The sequence below is a fragment of the Pseudodesulfovibrio senegalensis genome, assembly GCF_008830225.1.
GTDB classification, from domain to species: domain Bacteria; phylum Desulfobacterota; class Desulfovibrionia; order Desulfovibrionales; family Desulfovibrionaceae; genus Pseudodesulfovibrio; species Pseudodesulfovibrio senegalensis.
Genome location: NZ_WAIE01000001.1, coordinates 144,730 through 169,095 on the forward strand (window position 1 = coordinate 144,730; position 24,366 = coordinate 169,095).

Below are 24,366 nucleotides of genomic sequence, written 5' to 3' on the forward strand. Positions count from 1 at the left end.
TCGGGAACGGGCCGTTCTGTGTGACGTGTGTGGGGGGCTAGGCCCGGAAGTATTTGCGTTCCGGTCTGCCCACGCTGCCGTAGACCACGTCCGCGTACACGAAATTCACGGAAACCAGATATTCGAGATAGCGGCGGGCCGTGGACCGGCTGGCCCCCATGCGCTCGGCCGCGTCCTCGGCGCTCAGGCCCGTGGTGCGCGGCAAGTCTTCAAACAGCCGCCGGACCTTGCGCAGGGTCAGGGAGTCGATGCCCTTGGGCAGGTCGTCCTGCACGGCGTTCCCGGCCGGGGCCGTGGCGGGCCGCAGGATGCTGTCCACGTCGCGCTGTTCGATGGTTTCGCTGTTCGAGAGCCGCATGCGGTATTCGCGGAATTTGGTCAGACAGTCGTTGAAGCGCTCGGTGATGACCGGCTTGATGATGTAGTCGAACACGCCACCGCGCAGCGCCTGCTTGAGCGGCTCCATTTCCCGGGCGGCCGTGATCAGGATCACGTCGGTCTCCATCCTGTTGGCGCGGATGGTGTGCAGCAGGTCCATGCCCGAGCCTTCGGGAAAATAGAGGTCCAGCAGGATAAGGTCCGGTTCCAGCGCCTCGACCATGTAGCGGGCGTCTTCCAGCCCGGTGGCGATGCCCACCACTTCGCATCCTTCCACCCGTTCGGTGAAGCGCCGGTGCAGGTCCGCTATCTTGGCATCGTCTTCGACAATCAAAACCCGTATGGTATTCATGCGTTTTCCGGTTTGGTTTTCGGGATGGTCACGGTAAACAGCGCGCCGCCCAGTTCGCTTTCCAGCACCATGACCTGTCCGCCCATTTCCCTGAGCCTTTTCCGGGCCAGAAACAGCCCCAGTCCGCGCCGTTCACGGCCTTTGGAGGAAACGCCGCGCCTGAATATTTCCTCGCTCTGCTCGGGCGAGACCCCGGGGCCGGAGTCCGAGACCTCAAAGACCAGATCGTTGCCGAGGTCCGTGAACGAAAGTTCCACTTTCCTGTTGTTCCGGGGCTGGTTCCTGACCGCGTCAAAGGCGTTGTCCAGCAGGTTGCCGAGGATGGTCACCACGTACTCCTGCCGAATCCAGCCGGGCACGTCCACCATGGTCCCGTGGCGGTCCATGTGCAGCTCCACCTTGAGCTCGCGCGCCCGGTTGTATTTGCCCAGCACGATGGCGGCAATGACCGGGTGGGGCACGGCGCGGTTCAGGAAACGGATGATTTCCTCATAGCCCGTGGATTCATTGACCACAAGCTCCAGCGCCTCCTGGTGCGCCTCGATCTGGATCAGCCCGGCGATGGTGTGCAGCTTGTTGGAATATTCGTGGGTCTGGACCCGCAGCAGTTCGGAGTACTCCTGCACCCGGGAAAGCTCGAAGGCCAGCCTGTCCAATTCGTCCTTGCGCCGGAAACTGGCTACTGCGCCCTGCACCTCGCCCGAATGGATGAGCGGCACGGTATTGAAGATCAGGTCGCGGCCGTTGATGCTCAATTCCACGTCGTGTTCGGATTCGCCGGTTTCCAGCGTGTGGTTCAGGCCGTTTTCGGGCATGAGTTCGCGGATGTCGTTGCCCGGCATCAGTTGCTTGGCGTCCAGCCCGGTGTAGTGCATGGCCGCGCGGTTGGCCAGTCGGATTTCTCCTGTGCGGTCCACGGAAACGACCCCTTCGCGGATGGCCTCCAGCACGGCGCCGCGCTCCAGATACAGGGCCGTGATTTCGGCGGGTTCCAGTCCGAGGGTGATCTTCTTGAGATGCCCGGCAATGAATATGGCGCTGACAATGCCGATGAGCAGCATGGAAACGATGTATATGAGAGGTTTGTTCAGGTGGGCGGGGATGGCCTTGCGCACGCTTTCCATGAGGTAGCCCACGGCCACGAAGCCGATGATCTCATCGTCATGGAATATGGGCACCATGCCGCGCAGGGACGGGCCGAGTGTGCCCACGGCGCGCGACACGTAGGATTTGCCCTCGTGCAGGGCCGGGCCGGTGTCGCCGCCCACGAAATGCCTGCCGATGCGGTCCGGCTTGGGGTGGGAATAGCGGACCCCGTCCGTGTCGCCCACCACCACGTAGGACGCCCCCGTGGCCTTGCGGATCTGTTCGGCCTTTTTCTGGATGCTGCCCAGCGGGTCGCGGGCCATGAGCGCCATGCGTATGGACGGCATGAGCGCCACGCTCTGGGCGGTCTGCAGGGCGCGCTTGCCGATCTGCTGGTGCAGCACGTCCGTGGCCAGGCTGGAAACCGTGAGCCAGCTCATGAGGCTCTGGATGACCACCAGTGCCAGCACCATGTGGATGAGATAGGACTGGATGCTTTTGGGTTTGATGCGTTCGTACAGACGCATGAGGAACATGGCTCGACCTCCACGCATTGGCGATGATTCCGGCCTACATGGCAGATTCGAAGGCATTAGGCAAACCCTGTTCAGGATCGAGGCGGGCGGGGGCGGTTCAGTATGTTTCAAAAAGTTGCCCGATGTGTCGGAATCGTTGCTGCCCGGCCTGTGCCGTGGTACGTGGACACATGCCCGAAGTCGACAGAGAACGCCTCATACAATTCTTTACCCAGCCCGGAACCCTTTCCGGCCTGCTGGACGAACTGCCCATCGGCGTGGCCGTGCTGGAGCGTGACGGCTCCATCCTGCTGGTCAACGGGGCCTATGAAAGTCTGACCGGCGTGGACCGGGCCAGGGTCACGGGCCTGCGCTGCCTGCATTCCCTGCGTTGCGACTTCTGCACGCGCGACTGCCCTGTCTTTGCGGGCAGGAGCGATTTTCCCATTCAGCAGGTCAAGGGCAACATCATCAACCGTGAGCGCAAAAAGGTTCCGGTGCGCCTGACCGTGGCCCCGGTGTTCGACGAGGCCGGGGAGCAGGTGGGGGTGGTGGAAACCGTGACCCCGGTTTCCGGGCCGGACGATTACGACGACCCCGAGGCCGGGTCCTACAGTTTTGGGAAGCTGGTGGGCAAAAGCCCGCAGATGGACAAGGTCTTCCGCATGGTGCCCAGCGTGGCCCAGACCGATTCCTCGGTGCTGATCACCGGGGAGACCGGAACCGGCAAGGATGCGCTGGCCGAACAGATACACCGGGCTTCGGACCGGGCGGATGGGCCGTTCGTCAAGGTCAACTGCGGCGCATTGCCCGACACCCTGATGGAGTCCGAATTGTTCGGCCATGCCAAGGGGGCGTTCACGGGCGCGGACCAGAACAAGCCGGGTCGGTTCCGGCTGGCCCACGGCGGTTCACTGTTCCTGACGGAAATCGGGGACCTGCCGCTCAACCTGCAGGTTAAGCTGCTTTCGTTCCTGGACGACAAGACAATCTATCCGCTGGGCAGCGCCAAGGGCTTTCACGCGGACGTGCGGGTGATCGTGGCCACGCATCGCAATCTCGAGGCCATGGTCCGGGCGAACCAGTTCCGGCAGGATCTGCTGTTCCGGCTCAACGTCATCCGCATCCACCTGCCGCCCCTGCGGGAGCGCGGCGTGGACATCACCTTGCTGCAGGATCATTTTCTGCGCGATTTCCGCAACCGCTTCAACAAGAAGATCGTGGGTTTCACCAGGAACGCCACGGACCTGCTCGGCGAGTATCATTACCCGGGCAACGTGCGCGAATTGCGCAATATCATCGAATATGCCGTCAACTTCTGCAACGACAAACGCATACATCTGCGCCATCTCCCGGCCTATCTGCATCAGGTTTCGGCCGTTCCCGCGCAGGAGGCGGAAGCCCTCCCCGCGCCTGCTCCCGCCCCTGTTCCGCCGCCAACTGTTCCTGAAGCCCCGGCCGCTGCCCGGGCCAGCGAGACGTGGGAGGACGTGGAGCGGCGCATGATCCTGGATGCGCTGGTCAAGGCCCATGGCCGCCGCGGCCGCGCCGCGGAAATCCTCGGATGGGGGCGCAGCACCCTGTGGCGCAGGATGAAGCGCTACGGCATGGAGTAACGCATGCAGCAACGTATTCTGATTCCCATACTGGATAACGAGATCGCACCCCGGTTCGATCTGGCCACCGACGTTCTCATCATTTCCCTTGTGTGGGTGGACGGCAAGATCGTGGACCGCGAAGACAAGGTGGTGGTTCTGGATCATCCTTCTCCCGAGGCCGTGTGCCGTCTGGTTATCGTGCATACGGTGAACACGGTCATCTGCGGCGGCATCGAAGGGGAGTATTACGATTTTCTGGTATGGAAAGGCGCGGAAGTCATTGATGACGTGGTGGGATCCACGGCGGACGCCATGTCCGTGCTGCTGGCCGGGGAACTGGAATCCGGCATGATCCTGCAGCGCGGGGATAGTTGGTAGTTTCATTTTGTCTCTTTATGTCTCAAATGCGAGCGCGCTATCTGAAACAAAATGTTTCAAACGGCGCGTTTCTGTTGGTCGGTGATTGTGAAAAATTGCTCAACCTGCTGAATTCCTGCAAGAAAGCAGGGTTGGCATGCGGATTGCCTTGTTTTTTTGTGGCCGGCCTGATGTGCGCCGGTCGTAAAACAGCAAGGATCAACCTCGAGCATGAAAGTTTTGATTGTAGACGCAGACGAAGCCTTCCGGGCCAATCTTGCCACCCAGCTTTCCCGGCGGGGCGTGCAGGTTTCGGCCACGGACGACGGAGAACAGGCCGGCCGCATGGCGTGCAGCGACAAGGCGGATGCCGTGTTGCTGGGCGTTTCCAGCCATGACCGCTCTCTTGTGGCTCATGTCGGCCGCGTCAGAAAGGCCTGTCCGCGAGCGGAGGTCATTCTCATCAATCATTCCGGCGATGTCCCGCTTTCCATAGAGGCCATGAAGATGGGGGCATTCGCGGAATTGGCCGCGCCCGTGGACATGGAGGAACTGGAGGACAAGTTGCGGTTGATTCGGGAACGAAGAGGCGGGAGGTCCGGCCGTTGAGCCGGAGTTTCTTCAAAGACCAGCAGGAAGGTTGTTTATGAAAGTCAGGGAATTGATGATTCCGGTGGCCGAATACGTTACCGTGAGTGAAGGTGCCACGTTGCTGGATGCGTTCGTGACGCTTGAGGAGGACCACCGTGCCAAAGGCAACGGCGGGCATGCGCACCGGGACGTTCTGGTGATGTCTTCGGCAGGTGAAGTGGCGGGGACCATTACCATGGTGGATATCATCCGCTCACTGGAACCCAACTACAAGAAACTCACCAGCGGAGGCCAGGAGTCCGACGTGCTGTCCCGGGAGTATGTGGCCGGGGTGTTCAAGGAACTGGGCCTGTGGGGCGAGTCGCTGCAGGATTTGTGCGGCAAGGCCGTTGAGCTGGCCGTGGAAGAGGTCATGCACCGACCCGACAAGCAGGAGCTGGTGGACGAGGACGATCCATTGGAGCTTGCCATCCATCATTACATCATGGGCGTTCGCCAGCCTTTGCTCGTCAAGCGTGGTGAAGTGGTGGTAGGGGTTCTGCGGTTCAGCGATATTTTTGAAGAAATCCGCAAGCGCGTTTTGGCCTGCGGGTAATGGGGGTTGTCATGGAGGAGGCAGTAATGGCTTCGACTCAGGCCGAAAAATTCGATTGGAAGCGGATTGTGTTCATGCTGCTCGGCGTGTCGCTGTTCGCTGTGGTTTACTACAGTCCCATGTGGCCCGACGCCGTGGACCCCATGGGTGAACATTTCCTGCTTTCCCGCGAGGGCAAGGGCGCCATTGCGGTGTTTCTGCTGGCCGGAACGTGGTGGGTGTTCGAGGTCGTGCCCATCGGCGTGACCAGTCTGCTCATCGGCGTCATGCAGGCCATGTTTTTCATCCGGCCCGCCAAGGTGGCGTTCAAGGATTTCATGGACCCGTCCGTGCTGTTCATTTTCGCGTCCATCATGATCGGGCTGGTGTTCACCAAGACCGGTCTGACCAAGCGTCTGGCCTACAAGATGCTGGAAGTGGTGGGTGAAAAGACGAGTCGCATCTATCTGGGCGTGTTCGTGGTCACCGCACTGCTGACCCACATCATGGCGCATACCGCGGTGGCGGCCACCATCTACCCGCTGCTGCTGGCCATCTACAGCCTGTACGGCGAGGGCAAGAAGCCCACCAAGTTCGGCAAGGGCCTGTTCATCGGCATGGCTTACGTGGCGGGCGCGGGTTCCATCGTGACCCTGCTGGGCGCGGCGCGCGGCGCGGTTGCTTTGGGCTTTTTCAAGGAAGTCGTGCACCGCGACATCGGCTTCTTCGAACTGAGCTGGTACATGTTCCCCATCGGCTGGCTCATGGTCTTTTTGCTCTGGGGTTTCTTCATGGTCTTCTTCAAGCCGGAAAAGGCCACCATTCCCGGCCTGCGCGAAAAGGCCCGCGAGCTCAACGCCAAGATGGGACCCATCACCCGTCAGGAGATTCTGGCCGCAGTCATCGTGCTGGGCGTCATCGGGGTCATGAGCGCCCGCGCGTTCGTGCCCGAGCTCAAGATGCTCAACAAGACCGCCATCATCCTTGTTTCGTCCATCCTGTTCTTCGTGTTCAAGATTCTGGACCTCAAGGACCTTGAAGACATTCCCTGGAACATCATCCTGCTGTTTGCGGGTGCCATGAGTATCGGTTTCTGTCTCTGGCAGACCGGTGCGGCCAAGTGGATGGCCGTGAACTGGCTGGTCATGTTCCAGGATGCAAATTGGTTTATCTTCGTCATGAGCATTGCCTTCTTTGTCATGATTATGACAAACTTCATCATGAACGTGGCGGCAATTGCCATTTCATTGCCTGTCGCGTTGGTCATTGCTCCGTACCTTGGTGTGGCACCGGACGTGATTCTGTACGCTGCCCTGGTAACCGCCGGTATGCCCTTCCTGCTGCTGGTCGGTGCGGCTCCCAACGCAATCGCATATGATTCCGGCATGTTCAGCACCGGTGAGTTCTTTGCTTACGGCATCCCCGCAAGCATCATGCTCATGGTGGTAGTTGGCATTGCCGCCCTGGTTATTTGGCCTATCATGGGAATGCCCGTGACCCTGCCTGTAGGGGGGTAGCCCGGCCTGATCTCGTGAGCCCGGACCGGACTGATGTCCGGTCCGGGCCATAACCTGAACCAAGGCGGACCGGACTGTGAAACAACTGAACAATCTCATCAAGGACATCGTCAATCGCATCACTGCAAACCTTCGTGAACCCGACATGAAGGTGGGCGAATACGTGGATGGGCTGATCCCGCACGACAGCCATTCCATCTATTACGCCTTCTACGCGCTGACCACCGAGCATCCGCTCTCATTCCAGTTCACCCATTCCAGCCTTGCCGGGACCTATTTCCTTGGCAAGTGCGAAGTGGAACTTTCCGTGGTGTACAAAAGCGACATCCGCGGCGACGAACTCAAGAAAAAGGGAACCGTGGTCAAGGTCAATGGAGCCGATCTTGAACTGTTCCAGGACGAGCGCATTTCCATTCGACACAGCTTTTTGGTCAAGACGTTGGTACACAACAATTCCCACGACGCCGAGAACGTGGAAATTTTCCGCATCCTGAACACTCTGTCCCTGCATTACGCAAACATCCACGGCACATCCGTGGAGGGCTGCTACATCGCGCCCTTTGCCACCGTGGACCTGTGCACCTGCCGCAACTGCATCGTCGGCGATTTTTCCTACGTGCAGGCGGGCGACCTTTCGGGCGAGCGTATCGAACCGGGACGGATCTGGATCCGGCAGCCGGGTGTGTTCGAACTCAACTACCAGCATGACCGCAACGTGCTGGACAAGTTCATTTCCATGGACGCCAACAAGCGCCCCAAGGGCGTGTTCATGGATTTCTGCGAAAGCCACAAGGCCGATTTTGAACCCGTGTACAACGCGGCCCAGCCCGAGATTTCACAGGAAATACCGGACACCTCGTTCGTGAGCCACTATTCCGTGCTCAAGGGCGATTGCGCGGTGGGCGAAAACGTGCTGGTGGCCCAGCGCGCCTTTATCGACAATTCACGGCTTGGAGACGGCTCCAACGCGCAGGAAAACTGTTACATCATCAATTCCAATTACGAGGGCATGAACGTCACGGCCCACGGCGGCAAGGTCATCAACTGCGACCTCGGCCGCAAGACCTTCACGGGCTTCAACTCGTTTTTGCACGGAACCGAGGATGCCCGCGTCAAGGTGGGCCGCAACTGTGTGATCATGCCGCACACGATCATTGATGCGGTGGAAGCCATCGAGATTCCGGACGGTTCGCTGGTGTGGGGCTACATCCGCACGCAGGAGGACCTGAAGAACAACACCATCGCCCTGGAGGAATTCAGCAAACGCAATTCCCTTTCCCTGGGCAGGATGAGCTTTACGGGCGATGCCGAGGCATTCGTGAACGGCTTTGCCCACAGGATCGAGCATATACTTGAGGAAAACGGAGCATACTTTGACGGCAGTCCTGAAACCGCCGGTCATGCCCAGAAAACGCAGGAAGTATCGTACAACACGGTGCAGGCGTATATGGGCGGCGAATACAAGGGACTTTGCCCCACCATGCTCATCAAGCCGCTGACGCATTAGGCCTCGGCGGATTCACGCGTAACCGGCCGGTTTCGGCCAGGGGAGTGCGCATGGACCATGGCCCGGACAATAACAGCACCGCTTCGGTGTGCTCGTTCGGGTGTGGCCGCGCCTTTTCTGGACGGGACCGGCCTTGTTTTTGCGGAGTGTTGCGCCCCGGCGCTGTCGAAATGGTGTCTTCGGCAGGGATTTCCCGGCATTTCCGGATAGGTTGATGCTTGCAATACTGTGCGTTCGTTCAGGGGCGGCCTGCGGCGGAAGTCCCCCCGGCCATCGAATGCGAGGCTGGCCGCAACGGCATCCGGGTCGTTGGGCATTGACCCGAAAGCGGGTCGAAACCTGGTTTACTGGGAGGTTGGAATGAACATTGCCAAAATATTGCTTGTGGACGACGAAGTGAACTTCCTGTCCATCATGGAAAAGCGTCTGTCCGCACGGGACATGGGGGTTGTTACCGCGGACAGCGGCAAGGCCGCGCTGGACGTGCTGGAAAAGGATCCGGAGATCGACGTGGTTGTGCTGGATGTGAAGATGCCGGGAATGGACGGGCTGGACGTGTTGCGGGCCATCCGTTCCGGACATCCGCTGGTGGAAGTGATCATGCTCACGGGTCACGGCACCATCGAGACCGCCATTGACGGCATGAAGAACGGTGCGTTCGACTATCTGCTCAAGCCCTGTGAGATCGAGACTCTCATGGATCTGGTGCGTCAGGCCAAGGACAAGAAGGATATTCACGAGGAAAAGATCATTCAGGCCCAGATGAAGGACATCACCGGGCGTATGGGCGTGTAGCCGTATCGTTTTCCTGTTGTTTTATGCGGCCCCGGAGCAGGTTCTCCGGGGCCGTTTTTCAGTTGATGCTCAGGGCCGCCCCCAGTGCGCCGGTCATGTCCGGTTCGTCGGGAACCAGCAGGGTCGCCTCCGTCCCCAGTTCCTCGGCCAGCAGCGAGAGCACGCAGGGGTTTTTGGCCACGCCGCCCGTAAAGACTACCGGAGGCCGCAGGCCCACGCGGCCGAGCATGTTGCGGGTGCGCTTGACGATGGACTTGTGCAGGCCCAGCGCGATGTTTTCCGGTTTGTGCCCTTGCGCCATGAGCGAGGTGGCCTCGGTTTCCGCAAAGACCGTGCACATGGCGCTGATGTGCGGGGCGTTGTCGCCCTGCAGGGCATAGGCGCCGAATTCGTCCACCGGAATCTGGAACACCCCGGCCGTGTATTCGAGGAATTTGCCGGTCCCGGCAGCGCAGCGGTCGTTCATCTCGAATTTGAGCACGCGGCCGTCCTTCACGGCCATGGCCTTGGTGTCCTGACCGCCGATGTCCAGCACGGTTCCGGCTTCGGGGAACCAGTGGGCCGCGCCCAGCGCATGGGCCTTGATCTCCGTGACCGTGGAAACCGGGCATTCCGGATACAGTCGTTCCACGACCTTTTTGACCAGCTCCCGGCCATAGCCGGTGCCCACCACCGCCAAAGGGGTGATTCCTTCCAGCAGTTTTGCGCACTGGCCCAGCGGGTCAAAGGTGGTGGGCAGGGTCGCGCTGTGCGTGATTTTTCCGTTTTCCAGCACCACCAACTCCATGGAGCGCGAGCCGATGTCCAGCCCGACGATCACGCCAGTGTCTCCACAAAGGCCTCGATGCGCGTCTTGAGCTGTTCCACGTCTTCCATGGAGTAGTCCGTCTCAATGGAGAGCATGGGGATGCCCTCGTTTTGCAGGGCCTTGTCCACCTTCATGGATTCATGGGAATAGGGCTGGCAGAAGAGCAGGCTGTAGTGGATCACGCCGTCCGCGTTCAGGTCCTTTGCCAGCGCGGTCACGTTGTCCAGCCGTTCGGTGTTGGGCGTGAAGCAGGCACAGTCTATCTGCATGTAGCGTTCGGCCAGCGCGTCGATCATCTCGTCCAGCGTGGTGCCGGATTCGTCCACGAGGTCGCGGAAGTTGCGCGTGCCGATGCAGGATTCCTCGCCCACGATCACCGCGCCCGCGCTTTCCGTAACATAGGGCAGTTTCCAGTTGGGCACGGCCATGGGACAGCCGGAAAGCAGCAGGCGCGGGGTGTCCTCGTCCGCCACGCCCTGTTTTTCGGCAATGCGGGTTTCCAGTTCGTCGCACAGTTCGTTGATCTTGGCCGTGAAGCGTTCCGGGTCGTCGTAGAAGCTGATCTGGTTGATGAGCAGGGCGTCGCGGCCGGAGATGGGGGCCGGGCTTGCCGCGCGCAGCTTGTTGAGCCGCTGCAGCACGCGCCGCCTGGCGTTGACGGTTTTGATGCCCTGTTTGAGCTTTTCCGCGGTCACGGTGTTGCCGGTCAGTTTTTCCACCTCGGCCAGATAGCGGCGGATTTCGGTTTTCCACAATTCCAGCGCGGCCTTGCTCTTGGTCTGCGGCACCTCCATCACATATGTGGGCGTCAGTTCATTGAAGGCCTCATAGGCTTTTTTCTTGCCGTCGCAGGTGGTTTCGCCCACCACGAGGTCGCAGGATTCAGTGAACGGACAGAGCTTGGCCATCTTGAAGCCTACAAAGGATTTGATCAGCGCGCAGGTGTTGCGCGGAATGACCTGCTCGGCCTGTTCCGTGCCTGCCTCGGCCCCGGCGCACAGCCCCACCTGAATGGCGTCCGCGGCCATGGTGATTTCCTCGGGCACGAACACGCAGAAACTGCCGATGACCTTGCGGCCCGCGGCCTGCGCCTCGCGCAGTTCCTGAATGCGCAGCCCGTGGATTTCCGAGAGCACGAAATCCAGATACTCGGCTCCGGCCAGCCGCCCCTGCTGCGAAAGATAGATGTCCCCGTAAAATTTGCCCAATACTTCAAGCAACCCGTCATGGGCGTCGAGATCAAGGTCAAGGGCTTCCCACATTTTCCTGTAGTTCTGTTGCGTCATGGTCGAGACTCCTGATTATTCTGATGTGTCTATGACAGCTATAGATTTAATCAATATGTCGTACACCGGGTGTTTTTTCGAGTAAAGGGGTAGGTGCTTGTCCGCGGTTCGGCACGAGTGGTTTCCGGAAGGTGCCTGCTTAACAAATGCCGGGATCGTGGTAAGAATGGCCCAACAAATGAGTCACACAGGAAGGAGTGAACGATAATGCTTGAGTTTTCCATAGATCAGGAACGCTGCGTTCAATGCGGCGAGTGTGCGTCGGTCTGTCCCATGCGCGTCATTGCCATGGCAGACGACGGTTTCCCGGTCATCGCCCAGGGGCGCGATGAACTCTGTCTGCGCTGCCAGCACTGTCTGGCGGTCTGTCCTACTGCGGCCCTGTCCATTCTGGGCAAGGACCCGGACAAGAGCGTGCCTCTGGACAACCTGCCGTCGGACGCGCAGATGGAGCAGCTCATCCGGGGCCGCCGCTCCGTTCGCAGCTACAAGAAGGAGGCCGTGGATCCGGAAGTGCTGGAACGTCTGCTGGACGTGGTTTCCAGCGCACCCACGGGCAAGAACAATTTGCAGACCCGGTTCACGGTTGTGGACGACCCGGCCATGATGGACAGGATGCGCGCCGCATTCATGGAAGGCGTGCGCAAGGGCGTTGCCGAGGGCCGGGCCACCGGGCCTTCCAGCGTGTTCGAGGATTTCCTGAAGCTCTGGGACGAGCGTGGCATCGACATCATTTTCCGGGGCGCGCCGCACATGATCGTGGCCTCCTCGCCCAAGCAGAGCCCCACGCCGCAGGCAGACTGCCTGATCAGTCTTTCCTATTTCGAGCTGTTCGCCAACAGCCTCGGCCTGGGCACGCTCTGGGACGGTTTCGCTGTCTGGGCCATGACCACGGTGGCGCCGGAACTGCCCGCCGTGCTGGGCATTCCCGAAGATCATGTGGTGGGCTATGTCATGACCTTCGGCACGCCGGACGTGACATTCCGGCGCGCGGTGCAGCGTGATCCCCTGCCTGTGCACCGCGTTTCACTGTAGGGTCCCCCGCAGAACGACAACGGACCGTTCCGGTTTTTCGCGCCGGGGCGGTCCTTTTGCTTGCCGTTGTTTTTTGGTACTTCACGGCATCCGTTTTTCACCCGCCAAGCCACGGAGCCGATACGCCATGGATGAACGATTCGCACGCCAGATTGAGTTTTCCAACACGTTGGACAGCCTCAAGACCATATTGCGCCGCAACCTGATCATGGACGGTTCGCGCCGCGAGAACAGTGCCGAACATTCATGGCACATGAGCGTCATGGCCATGTTTCTCATGGAATACGCGCCCGATGGCGTGGACCAGCTCCACGTCATGAAGATGATGCTCATTCACGACGTGGTGGAGATCGATGCGGACGACACCTTTTGTTACGATACCAAGGGCTACGAGGACAAAGCCGAGCGCGAACAGGCCGCCGCGGACCGTATTTTCGGCCTGCTGCCCGAAGACCAGCAGCGCGAAATGCGCGCGCTCTGGGACGAGTTCGAAGCCTGTGAAACCCTTGATTCCCGTTTCGCCAACTCGCTGGATCGTTTTCAGGTGCTCTTCCAGAACATGCAAACCCAGGGCGGCACATGGCGCATCTATGACATCCCCAAAAGCAAGGTCCTCGGACGCATGGGCCAGATTCAGGACGGCGCGCCCAGGCTTTGGCCCGTGGTTTTGGAAATGTTGGATGAGGCTGTGGAGCAGGGCTTTCTCGTGGCGGACTGCTGAAAAAGGACCATCTGCTGCGTTGCCGCAAACCGGACAGCCCCTCGCGTACGTGTTGTACGCGTCGGCCCTGTCCGTTTTTTGCGCCTTGCATCTGCCCCTTTTTGAGCAGTCCGTTTCGCGTTTGTGTGGCTGGTTGGAGATGGTCCGCAAGGTGTGCGGGCATGGCTGAAAAAGGACCATCTGCTGCGTTGCCGCACAACGGACAGCCTGATTGTGGTGCGCGTGCAGGTCCGAGGGGTGACCGATAAGCATCCGGTCGCTTGCGGGCGTCACCTCGATGTGCGTCACTCCTGTTCGGGCAGGAGGTTGTGGGGGGCGTCCTTGTTTTGCCGTTGTTCGTTTTCAGGAAAGACCAATGCTTCCGGACCCATGACAACCATGGCTTCGGCCCCGTTTTCACGGCTGTGCAGGGTCAGGGTTCCACCGTGTTCGGCGATGATTCTGCGTGCGGTGGGCAGGCCCATGCCTACGCCGTCCGGCTTGCTGGAATAGAAGGGATCAAAGGCGAAGGGCAGATGCTCCTGCGAAACGCCCGGGCCGTTGTCGCGTACCGTGATCACGCAGGCATCGTCTTCGGCCGAGGCCATGACCCGCAGCCGCAGGGGGTGTTGCTCGGTGAAGTCGAAAGCGTTGTCGATCAATGCCTGCATGGCCTTGAGAAAGAGTTCGTGGTCCACGAAAAAGTCCACCACCGGACAGGCCGTGATCCACTCCAGCGTGCGTCCGTCGTTTTTCGCCCGGTTGTTGGCGTGGTCCTCCAGTTCGGCCAGCAGTACGCAGGACGGCACGCGTGATCGCCGCGCCGGGCGGAGTTGCGCATAGTCGCGCACTGAGGCAACCACGTTTTCCAGCCGCCGCGCCTCTTCCAGAATGACTTCCAGATGATGGGAATAGGGTGATCCGGGTTCCTGTTCGCGAAGCATCATGGCCCCGAACCCGCCGATGGTCATGAGCGGATTGCGTATCTGGTGGGCCACGGAAAGGGCCAGCTTGTTCAGTCCCTTCACACGCGCATCCTGTAATTGATGGATTTCCCGCAAATGGCGGTTTTCCCGCTTGAGCATTTCCACGCGTTCGGTTTCGTCTTCCAGCAGCAGCACCACGGCTACGATTGTATCGTTTTCCTTGAGATAGGAGGTCGTCACCTGCAGATGGCTGGTTTTTCCGTCCTTTCGTTGGTGGGCAATGCTTTTTTGCAAGCCAACGGCCCCATGCTGCACCGCTTCCAGTATGGCGTCCGCAAGGTCCGACGAGCCGGCATCCTCCAGAAACAGGTCGGCCCATGGCTGGTCCTGCATGGGGGCATCCACCATGTCCAGTATTTCGGCAGCGGCGGGATTGGCTGCGGCAATGATTCCGTCGGGCCGGATGACCAGAATGCCCACGGGCAGCCCTTCCATGATGTTGGCGATAACCAGTTCTTCCGAATGCGGCATGGCGTTTTTCCTGTTTGCAGGTTTCCTTGAATCAATAGCATGCCCGCGCCTTTAACGTCCAGATGCACTCTGAACGGGCTGGTGGCAATGCGTTTGTCAATGTGATCGTTTCGGTGACAAAAGACCTGCCCGCTCTGTGGAAATGATCAGGCTGGCAGCATCGTTTTTTTGCGGCATTGGTGGTCATTGTTAATGATTTTCCCTGCCATGACAGATTGTTGCGAATTCTATACATAGCGACGCTTTTTTCTGTTCTCGTTTTTCTGATACAAAAAATGTCTTGTGGAACAGGCTTTTGTCATTGCGCGGACACGGGGATGCGTCCTATTGTCATGGGGTCGCGTAAATCAGGCATCCTGCCAAGGTTGCGGGCGCTGCCGATGAATCAGGGAAGAGAATCGAGATGAGCGAATTGCACGGCGAAGGGCTGTACGCACGCGTTGCCTGGGCCTACTACAACGAGGAAATGACGCAGGCGGAGATTGCCGAGCGCATGGGTATGACCCGCGCCCGCGTCAACCGCATTTTGCAGGAGTGCCGCGATACCGGACTGGTGCAGATCATCATCAATTCCGAGATCACGGGCTGTGCCGGAGCCGAGCATGATCTGGAGAGGGCGTTCGGATTGACCAAGGCCGTGGTCGTGCCGACGCCGACCCGGGAGCGGCATCTGTATACGGCCATCGGCAGGGCTGCGGGTACGTATCTTTCCGCGCGCATTCGCGACGGCCAGACCCTTGGGTTGGGCTGGGGCACCACTCTGCGCGCCAGCGGGCGGTCGCTGATCCAGCGCAACCCGGGCGGCATTCGCATCGTTTCCCTGTTCGGCGGCCTGCCCAGCAGTTCCACCACCACGCCCTATGACGTTGCCTCGGTGTTTTCCCGTCGTCTCAACGCCGAGGAATGCTATTACATTGCCGCGCCCATGTACGCGCCCTCCGAGCAGATGCGCGAGACCCTCATGACCCAGAAAATGTTTGCCACGATTTTCGAGATGGGCTCCGAGGTGGACATGGCCCTTGTGGGCGCGGGCGACCTGACCAACCGTTCCACCAACGTCAATCTCGGGGCCATCACCGAGGACGAGCGTGTTTCCCTGTGCGAGGCCGGAGCCGTGGGCGAGGTCTTCGGGGTTTTGCTGGACCGGCACGGCAACCGGGTGGAACACACGCTCAACCGTAGGTTCATGGGGCCGGCCTTTGACCGTCTGCCGGATGCGGCCGTGAAGATTCTGGCGGCCGGGGGACTGCACAAGGTCCCGGTGTTGCGGGCCGCACTGGCCGGGGGCTACGTTGACGTGCTGGTCACCGACGAACTCACGGCCGAGTCCTTGCTGGCCCTTGCCGGGGAGGAGACACCGTGAACAGCGTCCGTGCGGTTTTCTGGGACATGGACGGTACGCTTATCGACACGGAACAGCTTCACTACGAGGTCATCCGCGACTGGTGCGCGGACCATGGCTTTGCGCTCACCGAGCAGGCCAACGAGAACCTTTTGGGCAAGACCATGCCGGAAAAATGGGACCTGCTGCGCCCGAACCTGCCTGCGGACGCGGATTTTGAACATTTCGGGAAATGGTGCGCACGGGAGTACATGGGGCGGCTGGATATTTCCATGCGCCGTGACGACACCGTGGCCGTGGTGCGCGAACTGGCCGCGCAGGGCGTGGCGCAGGCGTGCGTTTCCAACGGCGATGCAGAGGTCGTGCGCACCAACCTGCGCATCATCGGCGTTGAATCGTGCATGGATTTTTTCATCAGCGGACGCGACGCGCCCCGGGGAAAGCCGCATGCGGACCCGTATCTGGCGGCGGCCCGCCGGGCCGGGCTTGCGCCGGAGCACTGTCTGGCCGTGGAAGATTCGTTGGTGGGGCTGACCGCTGCGCGCGCAGCCGGATGCGTGGTCTGCGCATGGCCCCTGCACATGGATTCATTGCTGTGCGCCCCGGACGAGCCTTTGCCCGCGGCGGATTTTGCGATCCGCAAACCTGACGATTTCCCGCATCATCTGTTGGACTGATTGTTACGCACGGTCGGCAAACGCAGAACGGGCCGCATCAGGATGATGCGGCCCGTTTTTTTGGGTCGTAAAGCAGTTGCCGGACCTGCTAGAAGACGTTCAGTCCCTTGAGCAGCACGATGGCCACCAGCACCGGGGACACGAAACGCACCAGCGTGAAGTAGATGCCGGATAAGGTTGCGTTGTCCAGCATGCCGTTGTTGGAGAGCGCCTTGGTCACGTGGTCCTTGCCCCAGAACCAACCCACGAACACGCACAGGCACAGGCCCACGCTGGGCATGAGGATGTTGGAAGACAGGAAGTCGTAGCAGTCGAACACGGTCTTGCCGAAGAACGTGGTGTCTGCCATGACCCCGAAGGACAGGGTGGCGGGCACGCCGAACAGGGCCAGCACCAGCGATGTGGCGATGGTGGCGGTCTTGCGGGAACAGCCGGCCCACGTTTCGGTCATGAAGGCCACGGGCACCTCGATGATGGACAGCATGGCTCCGATGGTGGCGATGGCCGTGAGAATGAAGAAGATGGACATGAACAGCTGGCCGCCGGGCATGGAGCTGAACACGGCCGGAATGGTCATGAACAGCAGGCCAGGGCCTGCAGCGGGCTCGAATCCGTAGTTGAACACGGCCGGGAAGATGGCGATGCCCGCCAGCAGGGAGACGGTCAGGTCCGCCAGCATCACGCGGGTGGCGGTCATGGGGATGTTGGCGTCGTCGCGGAAGTAGCTGCCGTAGGTCATCATGGTGCCCACGCCCAGCGAGAGCTTGAAGAAGGCCAGGCCCAGCGCCATATAGACCACGTCCACCGTGACCTTGGAAAAGTCCGGGGTGAACAGGAAGGCCAGCCCCTGACTCGCCTTGGGCAGGGTCAGGGAGCGTGCGCACACGATCAGCAGCATGATGAACAGGATGGGCATGAGGGTCTTGGTGACCTTCTCGATGCCCTTGGAAACGCCCGCGATGATGATCACGCTCACCAGCGCCAGCACCAGCCACTGCCAGCCCAGCGCGCCCCATGTATTGGAGACCATGCCGCCGAACACGGCCGAGGCCACGTCCGGGTCCGTGGTGTTGAGCTGGCCGCTGACAGCCTTGACCACATAGCTGAACACCCAGCCCACCACACCGGTGTAAAAGGCCATGAGCGCCACGGCTGCCACAACGCCGCCCACGCCCACCAGCGTCCAGATCCGGTTCGGGGTCAGCTTGCGCCATGTGGCGATGACGTTGGCCTTGCCATAGCGGCCGAGCATGATCTCCGAGATCATGACCGGCAGCCCCACCACCAGCGTGGCCAGAATGTAGACCACCAGAAAGGTCGCGCCCCCGTGCTCGCCTGTCATGTATGGAAATTTCCAGATGTTGCCGAGTCCCACTGCGGAACCCAGCGTTGCCGTGAGTACGCCGAGCCTTGTGGCGAAGCCGTCCCGGTTGCATTGTGGTGTGGCCATTGTCGCTCCTCCTCCCCTGTTTCTGATTGGAAAATTGTCCGCAAAACCTGAGGGTCAGTAGAACGGATGCGCGCAGTTGGCAAGGTGTTATTTAATTAATGTAGCCAAAAACTGCTCCTCGTCGAATAAAATTAGGATTTTGGCACAAGAGAAGGGGTTGTGTTCGGTGGAGGATGGCTTTGGGATTGAAATTCCCCCTGCCCCGGAGGAGGTGGGGCGGGGCAGGGGGAGTACGCTCAGACGTGTTGCGGATCAAAGGCGGATTCATTCACGTCGTTGCGCATGGTTACCTGAAGGATGTCGTGCAGCCGCTCCAGCTCGCGGACCAGCTGTCCGAGGCGCTTGTCCTCGTTGACCATGAGATACATGCGGCTGGTGCTGCCGTCCCCGAGCGCGCCGCACAGGATGCCCTCCAGATTGAAGGCGCGGCGTGCGAACAGGCCGGTGATGTGGGACATGACACCCGGATGGTTGTGAACGTGCAGTTCGATCACGGGCTTGGCCATGGTTGCGGTATGGGCGTTAGCAGTCATGGGCGGCTCCTTCGATCATCTGGTGGTTGGCGGCTCCGGGAGGCACCATGGGATAGACGTTGCGGGCGTGGTCGATGGGCATTTCCACGATGCACGGGCCGCTGCCGCACAGGGCGTTTGCCAGGGCTGCTTCCGGGTCGGTTTCCCTGTTCAGGTTCGCGCTGCGCAGGCCGAAGGCGCGTGCCAGGGCGGCAAAGTCCGGCACCGTGGCAAAGCGCGAGGCCGTGGTGCGGTTGCCGTAAAAGAGTTCCTGCTGCTGGCGCACCAGCCCGAGGTGGCCGTTGTTCATGATGATCACGGTCACGGGCAGGTTCAGGTCCGCCAGTGTGGCCAGCTCCTGAATGTTCATGAGAATGGAGCCGTCGCCGCTGAAACAGACCACGCGCCTGCCGGGCGAGGCCATGGCCGCGCCGATGGCCGCGGGCAGGCCGAAACCCATGGTCCCCAGCCCGCCGGAGGTCAGCAGGGTGCGGGGCCTGCGGAACGGGTAGTGTTGGGCGACCCACATCTGGTGCTGGCCCACGTCCGTGGTGATGACGCTGTTTTCGTCCATGATCCCGGCCACCCGCTCGATGACCCCCAAGGGGTGTTCGTGGCCGTGTTCCGGCATTTCCGGGTCCATGGTCTTGAGTGCGGCAATGCGGCGTTGCCATTGCGTGCGTTCCGATTCCTCGGTCAGGGGCAGCAGCTGGCGGATGACCGCGCCCGCGTCCGCGGCAATGGAGATGCTGGCCGGGCGCAGTTTGCCGATTTCCGAACGGTCGATGTCCACATGGGCGATCTTGGCGTCCGGGCAGAACTCGTTGAGCTTGCCTGTGGCGCGGTCGTCAAAGCGCACGCCAATGGCCAGCAACAGGTCGGCTTCCTGCAGGGCCTGATTGGTGCTGCGCGCGCCGTGCATGCCGAGCATGCCCAGAAAGAGCGGATCGTCGGAGGGCATGGTGCCCAGTCCCATGAGGGTGCAGGCCACGGGGATGCTGTTGTGCCGCGCCAGCTGCTGCAGTTCCTGGCAGCATCGGGCCGAGGTGATGCCGCCGCCGATGTACAGGATGGGGCGTTTGGCCTTGCCCAGCATGCGGGCGAGCGACTGGATGTCTTCGGGCTCGGGTTGGGCAAGGGGTGTTCTTTTGCCCGGTTCAGGCCATGCGTCGAATTCGATTTCGCCGGTTTGCACGTCTTTGGGGATATCCACGCACACAGGGCCGGGCCGCCCGGATTCGGCAATGGAAAACGCCTCGGGAATGACCTCGAGCAGTTCCTCGGTGCTGCGCACCAGAAAATTGTGCTTGGATATGGGCAGGGTCAGCCCGTAGGTGTCCACCTCCTGAAAGGCGTCCGTGCCGATCATGGGCAGTGGCACCTGTCCGGTGATGGCCACCATGGGGATGGAGTCGAGCCGGGCATCGGCAATGGCCGTGATCAGGTTGGTGGAACCCGGGCCGGACGTGCCCAGACACACGGCGGCCTTGCCAGTGACCCGGGCCATGCCCTGGGCCATGAATCCCGCGCCCTGCTCGTGGCGGGTGAGCACGTGGTTGATTTTCGAATCGGCAAGCGCGTCGTACAGCGGCAGGGTGGCCCCGCCCGGTATGCCCGCGATGGTGGTGACGCCCTGCCGCTCCAGCAGGGTGGTGATGATCTGTGCTCCCGTGCGTTTCATGCTTTTTGCTCCTCTTGTGTGCGGTAAAAGAAAACCCCCGCCGGGCTTGCGCCTGCGGGGGTGGGATTTTCTCGGTTTGTGCCCATGCCGCTACGGCGCTGCCCGGATGACCGGGAGTGCTGCTAGTACGGGTACTACTACGATTGCGTTCATGGTGATCATTGCCTGCTCCTCGTTTGCCTGTGTCCTGAAACTGAAAACCCCCCGAAGGCTGCGCCTTCGGGGGGTCGGTTTGCGAATATGACCGAAAAACCTAAGGCGCTGCCCGGAATGAATGACGTACTACTACTACGGATACGATGGATACGACGGCTAGGCGGTCGTCGCTGCAGGTGTGTATGTGCGTCAGGGAATGCGTCATGGTTTTTCTCTTTCCATTGTGCATAGACCGTCCGTGCGGCAAAGGCAAGGCCTTTGCCGTATTTTTATACTATGCGCCAAAGCTTTGGTCGTGGTACTTTTTTCCCATGGCAACATGGGGCATGAAAATAGTGAAGGCAGGCGTATGCGCAATCCTCCTGTGCATGGTCCTTGCGACCTTTCCTTTCCGTGCGGCAGCCGGCGATGCGTTGCCCGTGGTGACCATGGCTTCGCTGGAATGGCCTCCCTATTCCGGGGCTTCCCTACCCGGTCAGGGGGTGAGCGTCTGTGTGGCCCGCAAGGCGTTTGAGGCCATGGGCTATCGGCTAGAAGTACGTTTTTTTCCGTGGCAGCGAGTCCTTTCGCAAATGGGCATGGACAGCGGGGTGATCGGGTATATGCCGGAATACGATTCCGCTGAACGCCGTGAATCGTATTCGTATTCGACCCCCATAGGGGTAAGCCCGCTGGGGATAGTGGAGCCTGCGGACAAACCATGGCCGTGGCATGAGCTTCGCGATTTGCGCGGAGCCCGCATCGGCGTGGTTGCCGGTTATGTCAACACACCGGACTTTGATGCTATGGTCGAATACAGACAGCTGTGGGTAGAACCCGTGATGGACGATGAAACCAACCTGCGCAAGGTGTTGGAGGGGCGCATTGATCTGGCTGTCATCGACCAACACGTGTTCAACTGGATTTTGCGTTCATCCCGTTTTTTTCGGGGCCGGCGAGACGGCGTTCGGTTTCAGGACAGACTGTTGGGCGAGAACCTTTTGTACGCCTGCTTTGCCGGCACCGTTGAGGGTCACCACTGGAGAGATATTTTCAACGAGGGGCTCACGAGAATCAACGCCATGGCCTTGCACAAGAGCCTGATGCAAAAAGCCGAGGGAAAGGATTCTATAAAGCGCTGAATGGAAAGTATCGGCGGCTGATGGTGTGATATATGCCCGAGGCGGATATCTGGTCGATGGCGCGGTTCAGTTTGCTGCGAAGCTCGGAATCCGACTTGCGCACGGCAATGTGTGACGAATTGTGAGGATATTCCTGCTCGGAAAGGGCCTTGCCCACCAGTTCGCACTCTCCGCCTTTTTTCGATTTCAGAAATTCGAAGGCCGTCAGCAATGGCGCAAGGGCCAGATCGCATTCTTTTTCCGCCACGGCCAGAAGGGCGTCCTCCATGGTCGGAAAGCCGATTACATGCGCCTCTTTTCCGTATTTGTCTTTCAGGTATTTGAACTGAATGGTGCCGGACTGCGTGCAGAGGCGCTTGTTTCGGGCCGCCTGCAGGGTCAGCGGAATTTTTGGGCTGGTGCCGTAGCCCACGAATCCGGTCTTGGAACGTTGGTAGGGTTTTGTGAAGGATACCACCGTGGAACGTTCCGGAGTCTTGGCCATGTTGGCGATGATGGCGTCCACCCTGTTGTCCAGCAGGGCCGGGATGAGTTCATTCCAGTTGAAGGCCCGGACTTCACATTGCATGTTCATGGCCTTGCTCAGCGCATGGGCGATATCCACGTTGAATCCATATGGTTTGCCGTTTTTGTCCGTCTGGCTGAAGGGCGGGTAATGGTATTCAACCGCCACCCGCAGGACGTTTTTGCGGGCGAGCGCGTTGGTGGACATGGCAAACAGGGCCAGTCCCAGAGCAAGGACCATTGCCCGGAGCAGGAGGGAATGGTGCGGCCCGGCCCCATGGCAAATACGGTTGTTCATCATGAGGTGAGGATAGGACGTGTGCATGGCGCGCGCAATGCAGTTATAGTTCCACACGGTCTGAATCTGTTTAACCGCCTATTCGTCCATGAATCGGGACAGGTCATTGATCAGATCCTTCAGGGCTTCCGCGTGTTCGCTGGCGCCTGAGGATTCCATTTCTTCAAATTGACCAAGGCGGCGCTTGAGAAGCTGCGTCCGTGCTGATTTTATTGCCGCATCAACGGCCCGCATCTGCACGAGGACATCACGGCAGCTTCTGTCCGTTTCCACCATGCGGTACAGGCCGCGCACCTGGCCTTCGATTCGTTTCAGGCGGGAGAGTACATTTTTTTTGAGCTGTTCCTGGTCCTTTGCCGGTTCATGCCCGTTGTTCATGGACGTGCTCCTGGGAGGGTAATGGGTTGCATCGACTGGGCGGGGAATAGTCCGTGGCGGAGAAAATGGCAACCTGTGCCCGCCGACTGATCGAGCGATTGATTGCGTATTTTTTGCAGATTGCGAAAAGAATTGAATCCGGAATCGAAAATAAGTATATAGAATACGTGAAGAGTCTGTTTTTGGTTTGCGAAAAACGCGCAGTTTCCCGGCGATTGAAGGAATTGTGTTGCAGGTGCAGGAATGAGCGACAAGGGAAGTGTCTGGATGGGGCTTTTGTGGGCCTCGATATTTTGCCTTCTGGCCGCCGGAGCGGGTTTGGGCACGGGCTATGTGGTGGATATGAAACGGCGTGCTCCCGACGAGCCCGAACCGGTAACGCTGGCGGCGGAATATGATTTTTCCGGCCCTGTCAAACCTTCGCATCTGGCGTTTACGAGAAAGGAGATTCTGCGCCTCAATGCCACTGCCCGTTCGGCCTGTTCCGAATTCAGAAAAATCGACGTGCGCCTTGCTCCTCTTGTCGATCAGGATCTTTCCCGCCCGGATACGCTCATGAAGATGGAAATTCGCCTGCAACTCGGTTCGGATTCGGTTATCAGGTCCTGGGGGCGCAAGGTGAAGCGCAGGATGCTGGTGAGGCGGCTGGAACGCACCGTGGCTCTTGGAATGGAGGAAATGCGCAGGTCCCGGGAAAGTGGCCGCTCGTTCAAGACGCTGTATATCTGAAATTTCCCCCCCCTTTCTTTTTTTGCACGATCGGCACCTGTTGCCATTGCGCCGTACCCGCTGTAGAAAAATTCTGCTGGATTGAGCTTCGCATCAACAACCGCAAAGGATTACCGCATGAGCGTGCGCATGGAATCGAAGAGTCGTTTGTTTCGTTTGTCGTTTGTTGTGTTTATTTCCTTGTTCCTGCTGGGGTGCAGCATGCATCCTCTGGGGATCAGTGACGAGGAATGGAACCAGCTGACCCCGGAGCAAAAGCTCGAGGCGCACAAGCAGGAAGAGGCCAACCGGCTGGAGCGCATGCGGCTGCGGCAGGAAGAGGAAAAACGGCGGCAGCAAGAGCAGAAACGGCGGGAAAAACTGGAACTGGAGCAGGACCTGGCTGCAGGCATGCTCATGCAGTATCATCCCGAAGTGGTCCGGGTTATTGGCGGAAAGGATAACGATTTTCAGGAGTTGATCCTTTCACTGCAGCGCCCGGCCTATGTGGACAAGGTGGTCTTTCATGCCGACGACCTGATCGGCAAGCATCACGAGGGTAAGCTTGCCGTGTATGCGGACGGCGTGTTGATCAAGGACAGGATCGACATCAAGAAACGCGGCAAGTGGCATCAGGTGCTGGTGGCTCGTTTGGCGCGCAACATTTCCTTCAGGGCCGTTGATGACGAAGTGCATGTCAACCGTGTCAAGGTTTACGGCAGCTGGGTCTCGCAGGGCGACCGTCAGTATTACTATTTTCGATAGCAGATTCGTGTTCGTTCATGGGCCGCCCCTTTTGGCGGCCTTTTTTTGGGCCATGAAGTGTCATTTTTCTCGTTTTCGTATGATTTATTGTTTATCAGTTTGAATTTCATATCTTCCATATTGTAATTCTTTGGCAAAAGTAATACGAAAATGGAAAGTTTATGCAGACAGCATGTGCCGGGCGAGACTTCGTACACGGTTCGAGGTGTGCCGTTTTC

General features: G+C 59.8%; 24 protein-coding genes. 14 read left to right on the forward strand and 10 right to left on the reverse strand.

What is annotated here, in order from left to right:
• Positions 1 to 37: 37 nt before the first annotated feature.
• A complete protein-coding gene (locus F8A88_RS00665) occupies positions 38 to 730 on the reverse strand; it encodes a response regulator (RefSeq protein WP_151149012.1) in 693 nt (230 codons plus the stop codon).
• The gene (locus tag F8A88_RS00670; protein ID WP_151150208.1) at positions 727 to 2,352 is read right to left on the reverse strand and encodes an ATP-binding protein; all 1,626 of its coding nucleotides are present in this window, start codon (positions 2,350 to 2,352) and stop codon (positions 727 to 729) included. The genes F8A88_RS00665 and F8A88_RS00670 overlap by 4 nt, the downstream gene beginning before the upstream one ends.
• Positions 2,353 to 2,522: 170 nt before the next feature.
• Between F8A88_RS00670 and F8A88_RS00675 the strand changes: the two genes are divergently transcribed.
• The 7 genes from F8A88_RS00675 (at position 2,523) to F8A88_RS00705 (ending at position 9,270) form a co-directional block, all read left to right on the forward strand.
• Positions 2,523 to 3,947: a sigma-54 interaction domain-containing protein gene (locus F8A88_RS00675; RefSeq protein ID WP_151149013.1), complete on the forward strand. Its 1,425-nt coding sequence runs from the start codon at positions 2,523 to 2,525 to the stop codon at positions 3,945 to 3,947.
• 3 nt (positions 3,948 to 3,950) lie between these two features.
• Positions 3,951 to 4,307, forward strand: a complete 357-nt coding sequence (locus F8A88_RS00680; protein WP_151149014.1) for a NifB/NifX family molybdenum-iron cluster-binding protein — start codon at positions 3,951 to 3,953, stop codon at positions 4,305 to 4,307.
• A 210-nt stretch (positions 4,308 to 4,517) separates the two neighbouring features.
• Positions 4,518 to 4,895 carry a response regulator gene (locus F8A88_RS00685; RefSeq protein ID WP_151149015.1) on the forward strand — a complete coding sequence of 126 codons (378 nt, stop codon included), beginning with the start codon at positions 4,518 to 4,520 and terminating at the stop codon, positions 4,893 to 4,895.
• A 37-nt stretch (positions 4,896 to 4,932) separates the two neighbouring features.
• Positions 4,933 to 5,472: a CBS domain-containing protein gene (locus F8A88_RS00690; RefSeq protein ID WP_151149016.1), complete on the forward strand. Its 540-nt coding sequence runs from the start codon at positions 4,933 to 4,935 to the stop codon at positions 5,470 to 5,472.
• 26 nt (positions 5,473 to 5,498) lie between these two features.
• Positions 5,499 to 6,968 carry an SLC13 family permease gene (locus tag F8A88_RS00695; protein ID WP_151149017.1) on the forward strand — a complete coding sequence of 490 codons (1,470 nt, stop codon included), beginning with the start codon at positions 5,499 to 5,501 and terminating at the stop codon, positions 6,966 to 6,968.
• Between the two features lie 76 nt (positions 6,969 to 7,044).
• Entirely contained in the window at positions 7,045 to 8,475 is a 1,431-nt protein-coding gene (locus F8A88_RS00700; protein WP_151149018.1) for a transferase, read from the forward strand.
• Positions 8,476 to 8,835: 360 nt separating this feature from the next.
• Positions 8,836 to 9,270: a response regulator gene (locus F8A88_RS00705; protein ID WP_151149019.1), complete on the forward strand. Its 435-nt coding sequence runs from the start codon at positions 8,836 to 8,838 to the stop codon at positions 9,268 to 9,270.
• Positions 9,271 to 9,328: 58 nt separating this feature from the next.
• Here F8A88_RS00705 and F8A88_RS00710 read toward each other — a convergent pair whose 3' ends face one another.
• On the reverse strand, positions 9,329 to 10,090 hold the full coding sequence (locus F8A88_RS00710) for an acyl-CoA dehydratase activase (protein WP_151149020.1): 762 nt from the start codon (positions 10,088 to 10,090) through the stop codon (positions 9,329 to 9,331).
• Complete coding sequence (locus F8A88_RS00715) at positions 10,087 to 11,364, reverse strand: double-cubane-cluster-containing anaerobic reductase (RefSeq protein ID WP_151149021.1); 1,278 nt, start codon at positions 11,362 to 11,364, stop codon at positions 10,087 to 10,089. The genes F8A88_RS00710 and F8A88_RS00715 overlap by 4 nt, the downstream gene beginning before the upstream one ends.
• A gap of 207 nt (positions 11,365 to 11,571) precedes the next feature.
• Between F8A88_RS00715 and F8A88_RS00720 the strand changes: the two genes are divergently transcribed.
• Positions 11,572 to 12,399, forward strand: a complete 828-nt coding sequence (locus tag F8A88_RS00720; RefSeq protein WP_151149022.1) for a nitroreductase family protein — start codon at positions 11,572 to 11,574, stop codon at positions 12,397 to 12,399.
• A 127-nt stretch (positions 12,400 to 12,526) separates the two neighbouring features.
• Positions 12,527 to 13,120: an HD domain-containing protein gene (locus F8A88_RS00725; protein WP_151149023.1), complete on the forward strand. Its 594-nt coding sequence runs from the start codon at positions 12,527 to 12,529 to the stop codon at positions 13,118 to 13,120.
• Between the two features lie 284 nt (positions 13,121 to 13,404).
• Here F8A88_RS00725 and F8A88_RS00730 read toward each other — a convergent pair whose 3' ends face one another.
• Positions 13,405 to 14,556, reverse strand: a complete 1,152-nt coding sequence (locus tag F8A88_RS00730; protein ID WP_151149024.1) for a two-component system sensor histidine kinase NtrB — start codon at positions 14,554 to 14,556, stop codon at positions 13,405 to 13,407.
• 403 nt (positions 14,557 to 14,959) lie between these two features.
• On the opposite strand from F8A88_RS00730, the gene F8A88_RS00735 reads away from it, so the two are divergent.
• Complete coding sequence (locus F8A88_RS00735) at positions 14,960 to 15,919, forward strand: sugar-binding transcriptional regulator (RefSeq protein ID WP_151149025.1); 960 nt, start codon at positions 14,960 to 14,962, stop codon at positions 15,917 to 15,919.
• Entirely contained in the window at positions 15,916 to 16,575 is a 660-nt protein-coding gene (locus F8A88_RS00740) for an HAD family hydrolase (RefSeq protein WP_151149026.1), read from the forward strand. The genes F8A88_RS00735 and F8A88_RS00740 overlap by 4 nt, the downstream gene beginning before the upstream one ends.
• 88 nt (positions 16,576 to 16,663) lie before the next feature.
• Here F8A88_RS00740 and F8A88_RS00745 read toward each other — a convergent pair whose 3' ends face one another.
• From F8A88_RS00745 to ilvB, 3 genes are all read right to left on the reverse strand, one after another.
• Complete coding sequence (locus tag F8A88_RS00745; protein ID WP_151149027.1) at positions 16,664 to 18,025, reverse strand: sodium-dependent transporter; 1,362 nt, start codon at positions 18,023 to 18,025, stop codon at positions 16,664 to 16,666.
• Between the two features lie 236 nt (positions 18,026 to 18,261).
• On the reverse strand, positions 18,262 to 18,558 hold the full coding sequence (locus F8A88_RS00750; protein WP_241667297.1) for an ACT domain-containing protein: 297 nt from the start codon (positions 18,556 to 18,558) through the stop codon (positions 18,262 to 18,264).
• The gene (gene ilvB / locus F8A88_RS00755; RefSeq protein ID WP_151149028.1) at positions 18,548 to 20,218 is read right to left on the reverse strand and encodes a biosynthetic-type acetolactate synthase large subunit; all 1,671 of its coding nucleotides are present in this window, start codon (positions 20,216 to 20,218) and stop codon (positions 18,548 to 18,550) included. The genes F8A88_RS00750 and ilvB overlap by 11 nt, the downstream gene beginning before the upstream one ends.
• A gap of 482 nt (positions 20,219 to 20,700) precedes the next feature.
• Between ilvB and F8A88_RS00760 the strand changes: the two genes are divergently transcribed.
• Positions 20,701 to 21,495 carry a substrate-binding periplasmic protein gene (locus F8A88_RS00760; protein WP_161598286.1) on the forward strand — a complete coding sequence of 265 codons (795 nt, stop codon included), beginning with the start codon at positions 20,701 to 20,703 and terminating at the stop codon, positions 21,493 to 21,495.
• Here F8A88_RS00760 and F8A88_RS00765 read toward each other — a convergent pair.
• Together F8A88_RS00765 and F8A88_RS00770 are read right to left on the reverse strand one after the other, a co-directional pair.
• On the reverse strand, positions 21,482 to 22,354 hold the full coding sequence (locus F8A88_RS00765) for a substrate-binding periplasmic protein (RefSeq protein ID WP_151149030.1): 873 nt from the start codon (positions 22,352 to 22,354) through the stop codon (positions 21,482 to 21,484). The two genes, F8A88_RS00760 and F8A88_RS00765, sit on opposite strands and share 14 nt — an antisense overlap.
• A 21-nt stretch (positions 22,355 to 22,375) precedes the next feature.
• On the reverse strand, positions 22,376 to 22,675 hold the full coding sequence (locus F8A88_RS00770; RefSeq protein WP_151149031.1) for a metal-sensitive transcriptional regulator: 300 nt from the start codon (positions 22,673 to 22,675) through the stop codon (positions 22,376 to 22,378).
• Between the two features lie 243 nt (positions 22,676 to 22,918).
• On the opposite strand from F8A88_RS00770, the gene F8A88_RS00775 reads away from it, so the two are divergent.
• Together F8A88_RS00775 and F8A88_RS00780 are read left to right on the forward strand one after the other, a co-directional pair.
• Positions 22,919 to 23,404, forward strand: coding sequence for a hypothetical protein (locus F8A88_RS00775; RefSeq protein ID WP_151149032.1), 486 nt, complete (start codon positions 22,919 to 22,921; stop codon positions 23,402 to 23,404).
• A gap of 201 nt (positions 23,405 to 23,605) precedes the next feature.
• Positions 23,606 to 24,148, forward strand: a complete 543-nt coding sequence (locus F8A88_RS00780) for a LamG domain-containing protein (protein ID WP_151149033.1) — start codon at positions 23,606 to 23,608, stop codon at positions 24,146 to 24,148.
• The last annotated feature ends 218 nt before the right edge of the window (positions 24,149 to 24,366 follow it).

Bases quoted from the DNA above. Each gene is read 5' to 3' on its own strand.
- F8A88_RS00665 (WP_151149012.1), bottom strand. From the start codon at position 730: ATGAATACCATACGGGTTTTGATTGTCGAAGACGATGCCAAGATAGCG.
- F8A88_RS00670 (WP_151150208.1), bottom strand. From the start codon at position 2,352: ATGTTCCTCATGCGTCTGTACGAACGCATCAAACCCAAAAGCATCCAG.
- F8A88_RS00675 (WP_151149013.1), top strand. From the start codon at position 2,523: ATGCCCGAAGTCGACAGAGAACGCCTCATACAATTCTTTACCCAGCCC.
- F8A88_RS00680 (WP_151149014.1), top strand. From the start codon at position 3,951: ATGCAGCAACGTATTCTGATTCCCATACTGGATAACGAGATCGCACCC.
- F8A88_RS00685 (WP_151149015.1), top strand. From the start codon at position 4,518: ATGAAAGTTTTGATTGTAGACGCAGACGAAGCCTTCCGGGCCAATCTT.
- F8A88_RS00690 (WP_151149016.1), top strand. From the start codon at position 4,933: ATGAAAGTCAGGGAATTGATGATTCCGGTGGCCGAATACGTTACCGTG.
- F8A88_RS00695 (WP_151149017.1), top strand. From the start codon at position 5,499: ATGGCTTCGACTCAGGCCGAAAAATTCGATTGGAAGCGGATTGTGTTC.
- F8A88_RS00705 (WP_151149019.1), top strand. From the start codon at position 8,836: ATGAACATTGCCAAAATATTGCTTGTGGACGACGAAGTGAACTTCCTG.
- F8A88_RS00715 (WP_151149021.1), bottom strand. From the start codon at position 11,364: ATGACGCAACAGAACTACAGGAAAATGTGGGAAGCCCTTGACCTTGAT.
- F8A88_RS00720 (WP_151149022.1), top strand. From the start codon at position 11,572: ATGCTTGAGTTTTCCATAGATCAGGAACGCTGCGTTCAATGCGGCGAG.
- F8A88_RS00725 (WP_151149023.1), top strand. From the start codon at position 12,527: ATGGATGAACGATTCGCACGCCAGATTGAGTTTTCCAACACGTTGGAC.
- F8A88_RS00730 (WP_151149024.1), bottom strand. From the start codon at position 14,556: ATGCCGCATTCGGAAGAACTGGTTATCGCCAACATCATGGAAGGGCTG.
- F8A88_RS00735 (WP_151149025.1), top strand. From the start codon at position 14,960: ATGAGCGAATTGCACGGCGAAGGGCTGTACGCACGCGTTGCCTGGGCC.
- F8A88_RS00745 (WP_151149027.1), bottom strand. From the start codon at position 18,025: ATGGCCACACCACAATGCAACCGGGACGGCTTCGCCACAAGGCTCGGC.
- F8A88_RS00750 (WP_241667297.1), bottom strand. From the start codon at position 18,558: ATGACTGCTAACGCCCATACCGCAACCATGGCCAAGCCCGTGATCGAA.
- ilvB (WP_151149028.1), bottom strand. From the start codon at position 20,218: ATGAAACGCACGGGAGCACAGATCATCACCACCCTGCTGGAGCGGCAG.
- F8A88_RS00760 (WP_161598286.1), top strand. From the start codon at position 20,701: ATGAAAATAGTGAAGGCAGGCGTATGCGCAATCCTCCTGTGCATGGTC.
- F8A88_RS00770 (WP_151149031.1), bottom strand. From the start codon at position 22,675: ATGAACAACGGGCATGAACCGGCAAAGGACCAGGAACAGCTCAAAAAA.
- F8A88_RS00775 (WP_151149032.1), top strand. From the start codon at position 22,919: ATGAGCGACAAGGGAAGTGTCTGGATGGGGCTTTTGTGGGCCTCGATA.
- F8A88_RS00780 (WP_151149033.1), top strand. From the start codon at position 23,606: ATGCATCCTCTGGGGATCAGTGACGAGGAATGGAACCAGCTGACCCCG.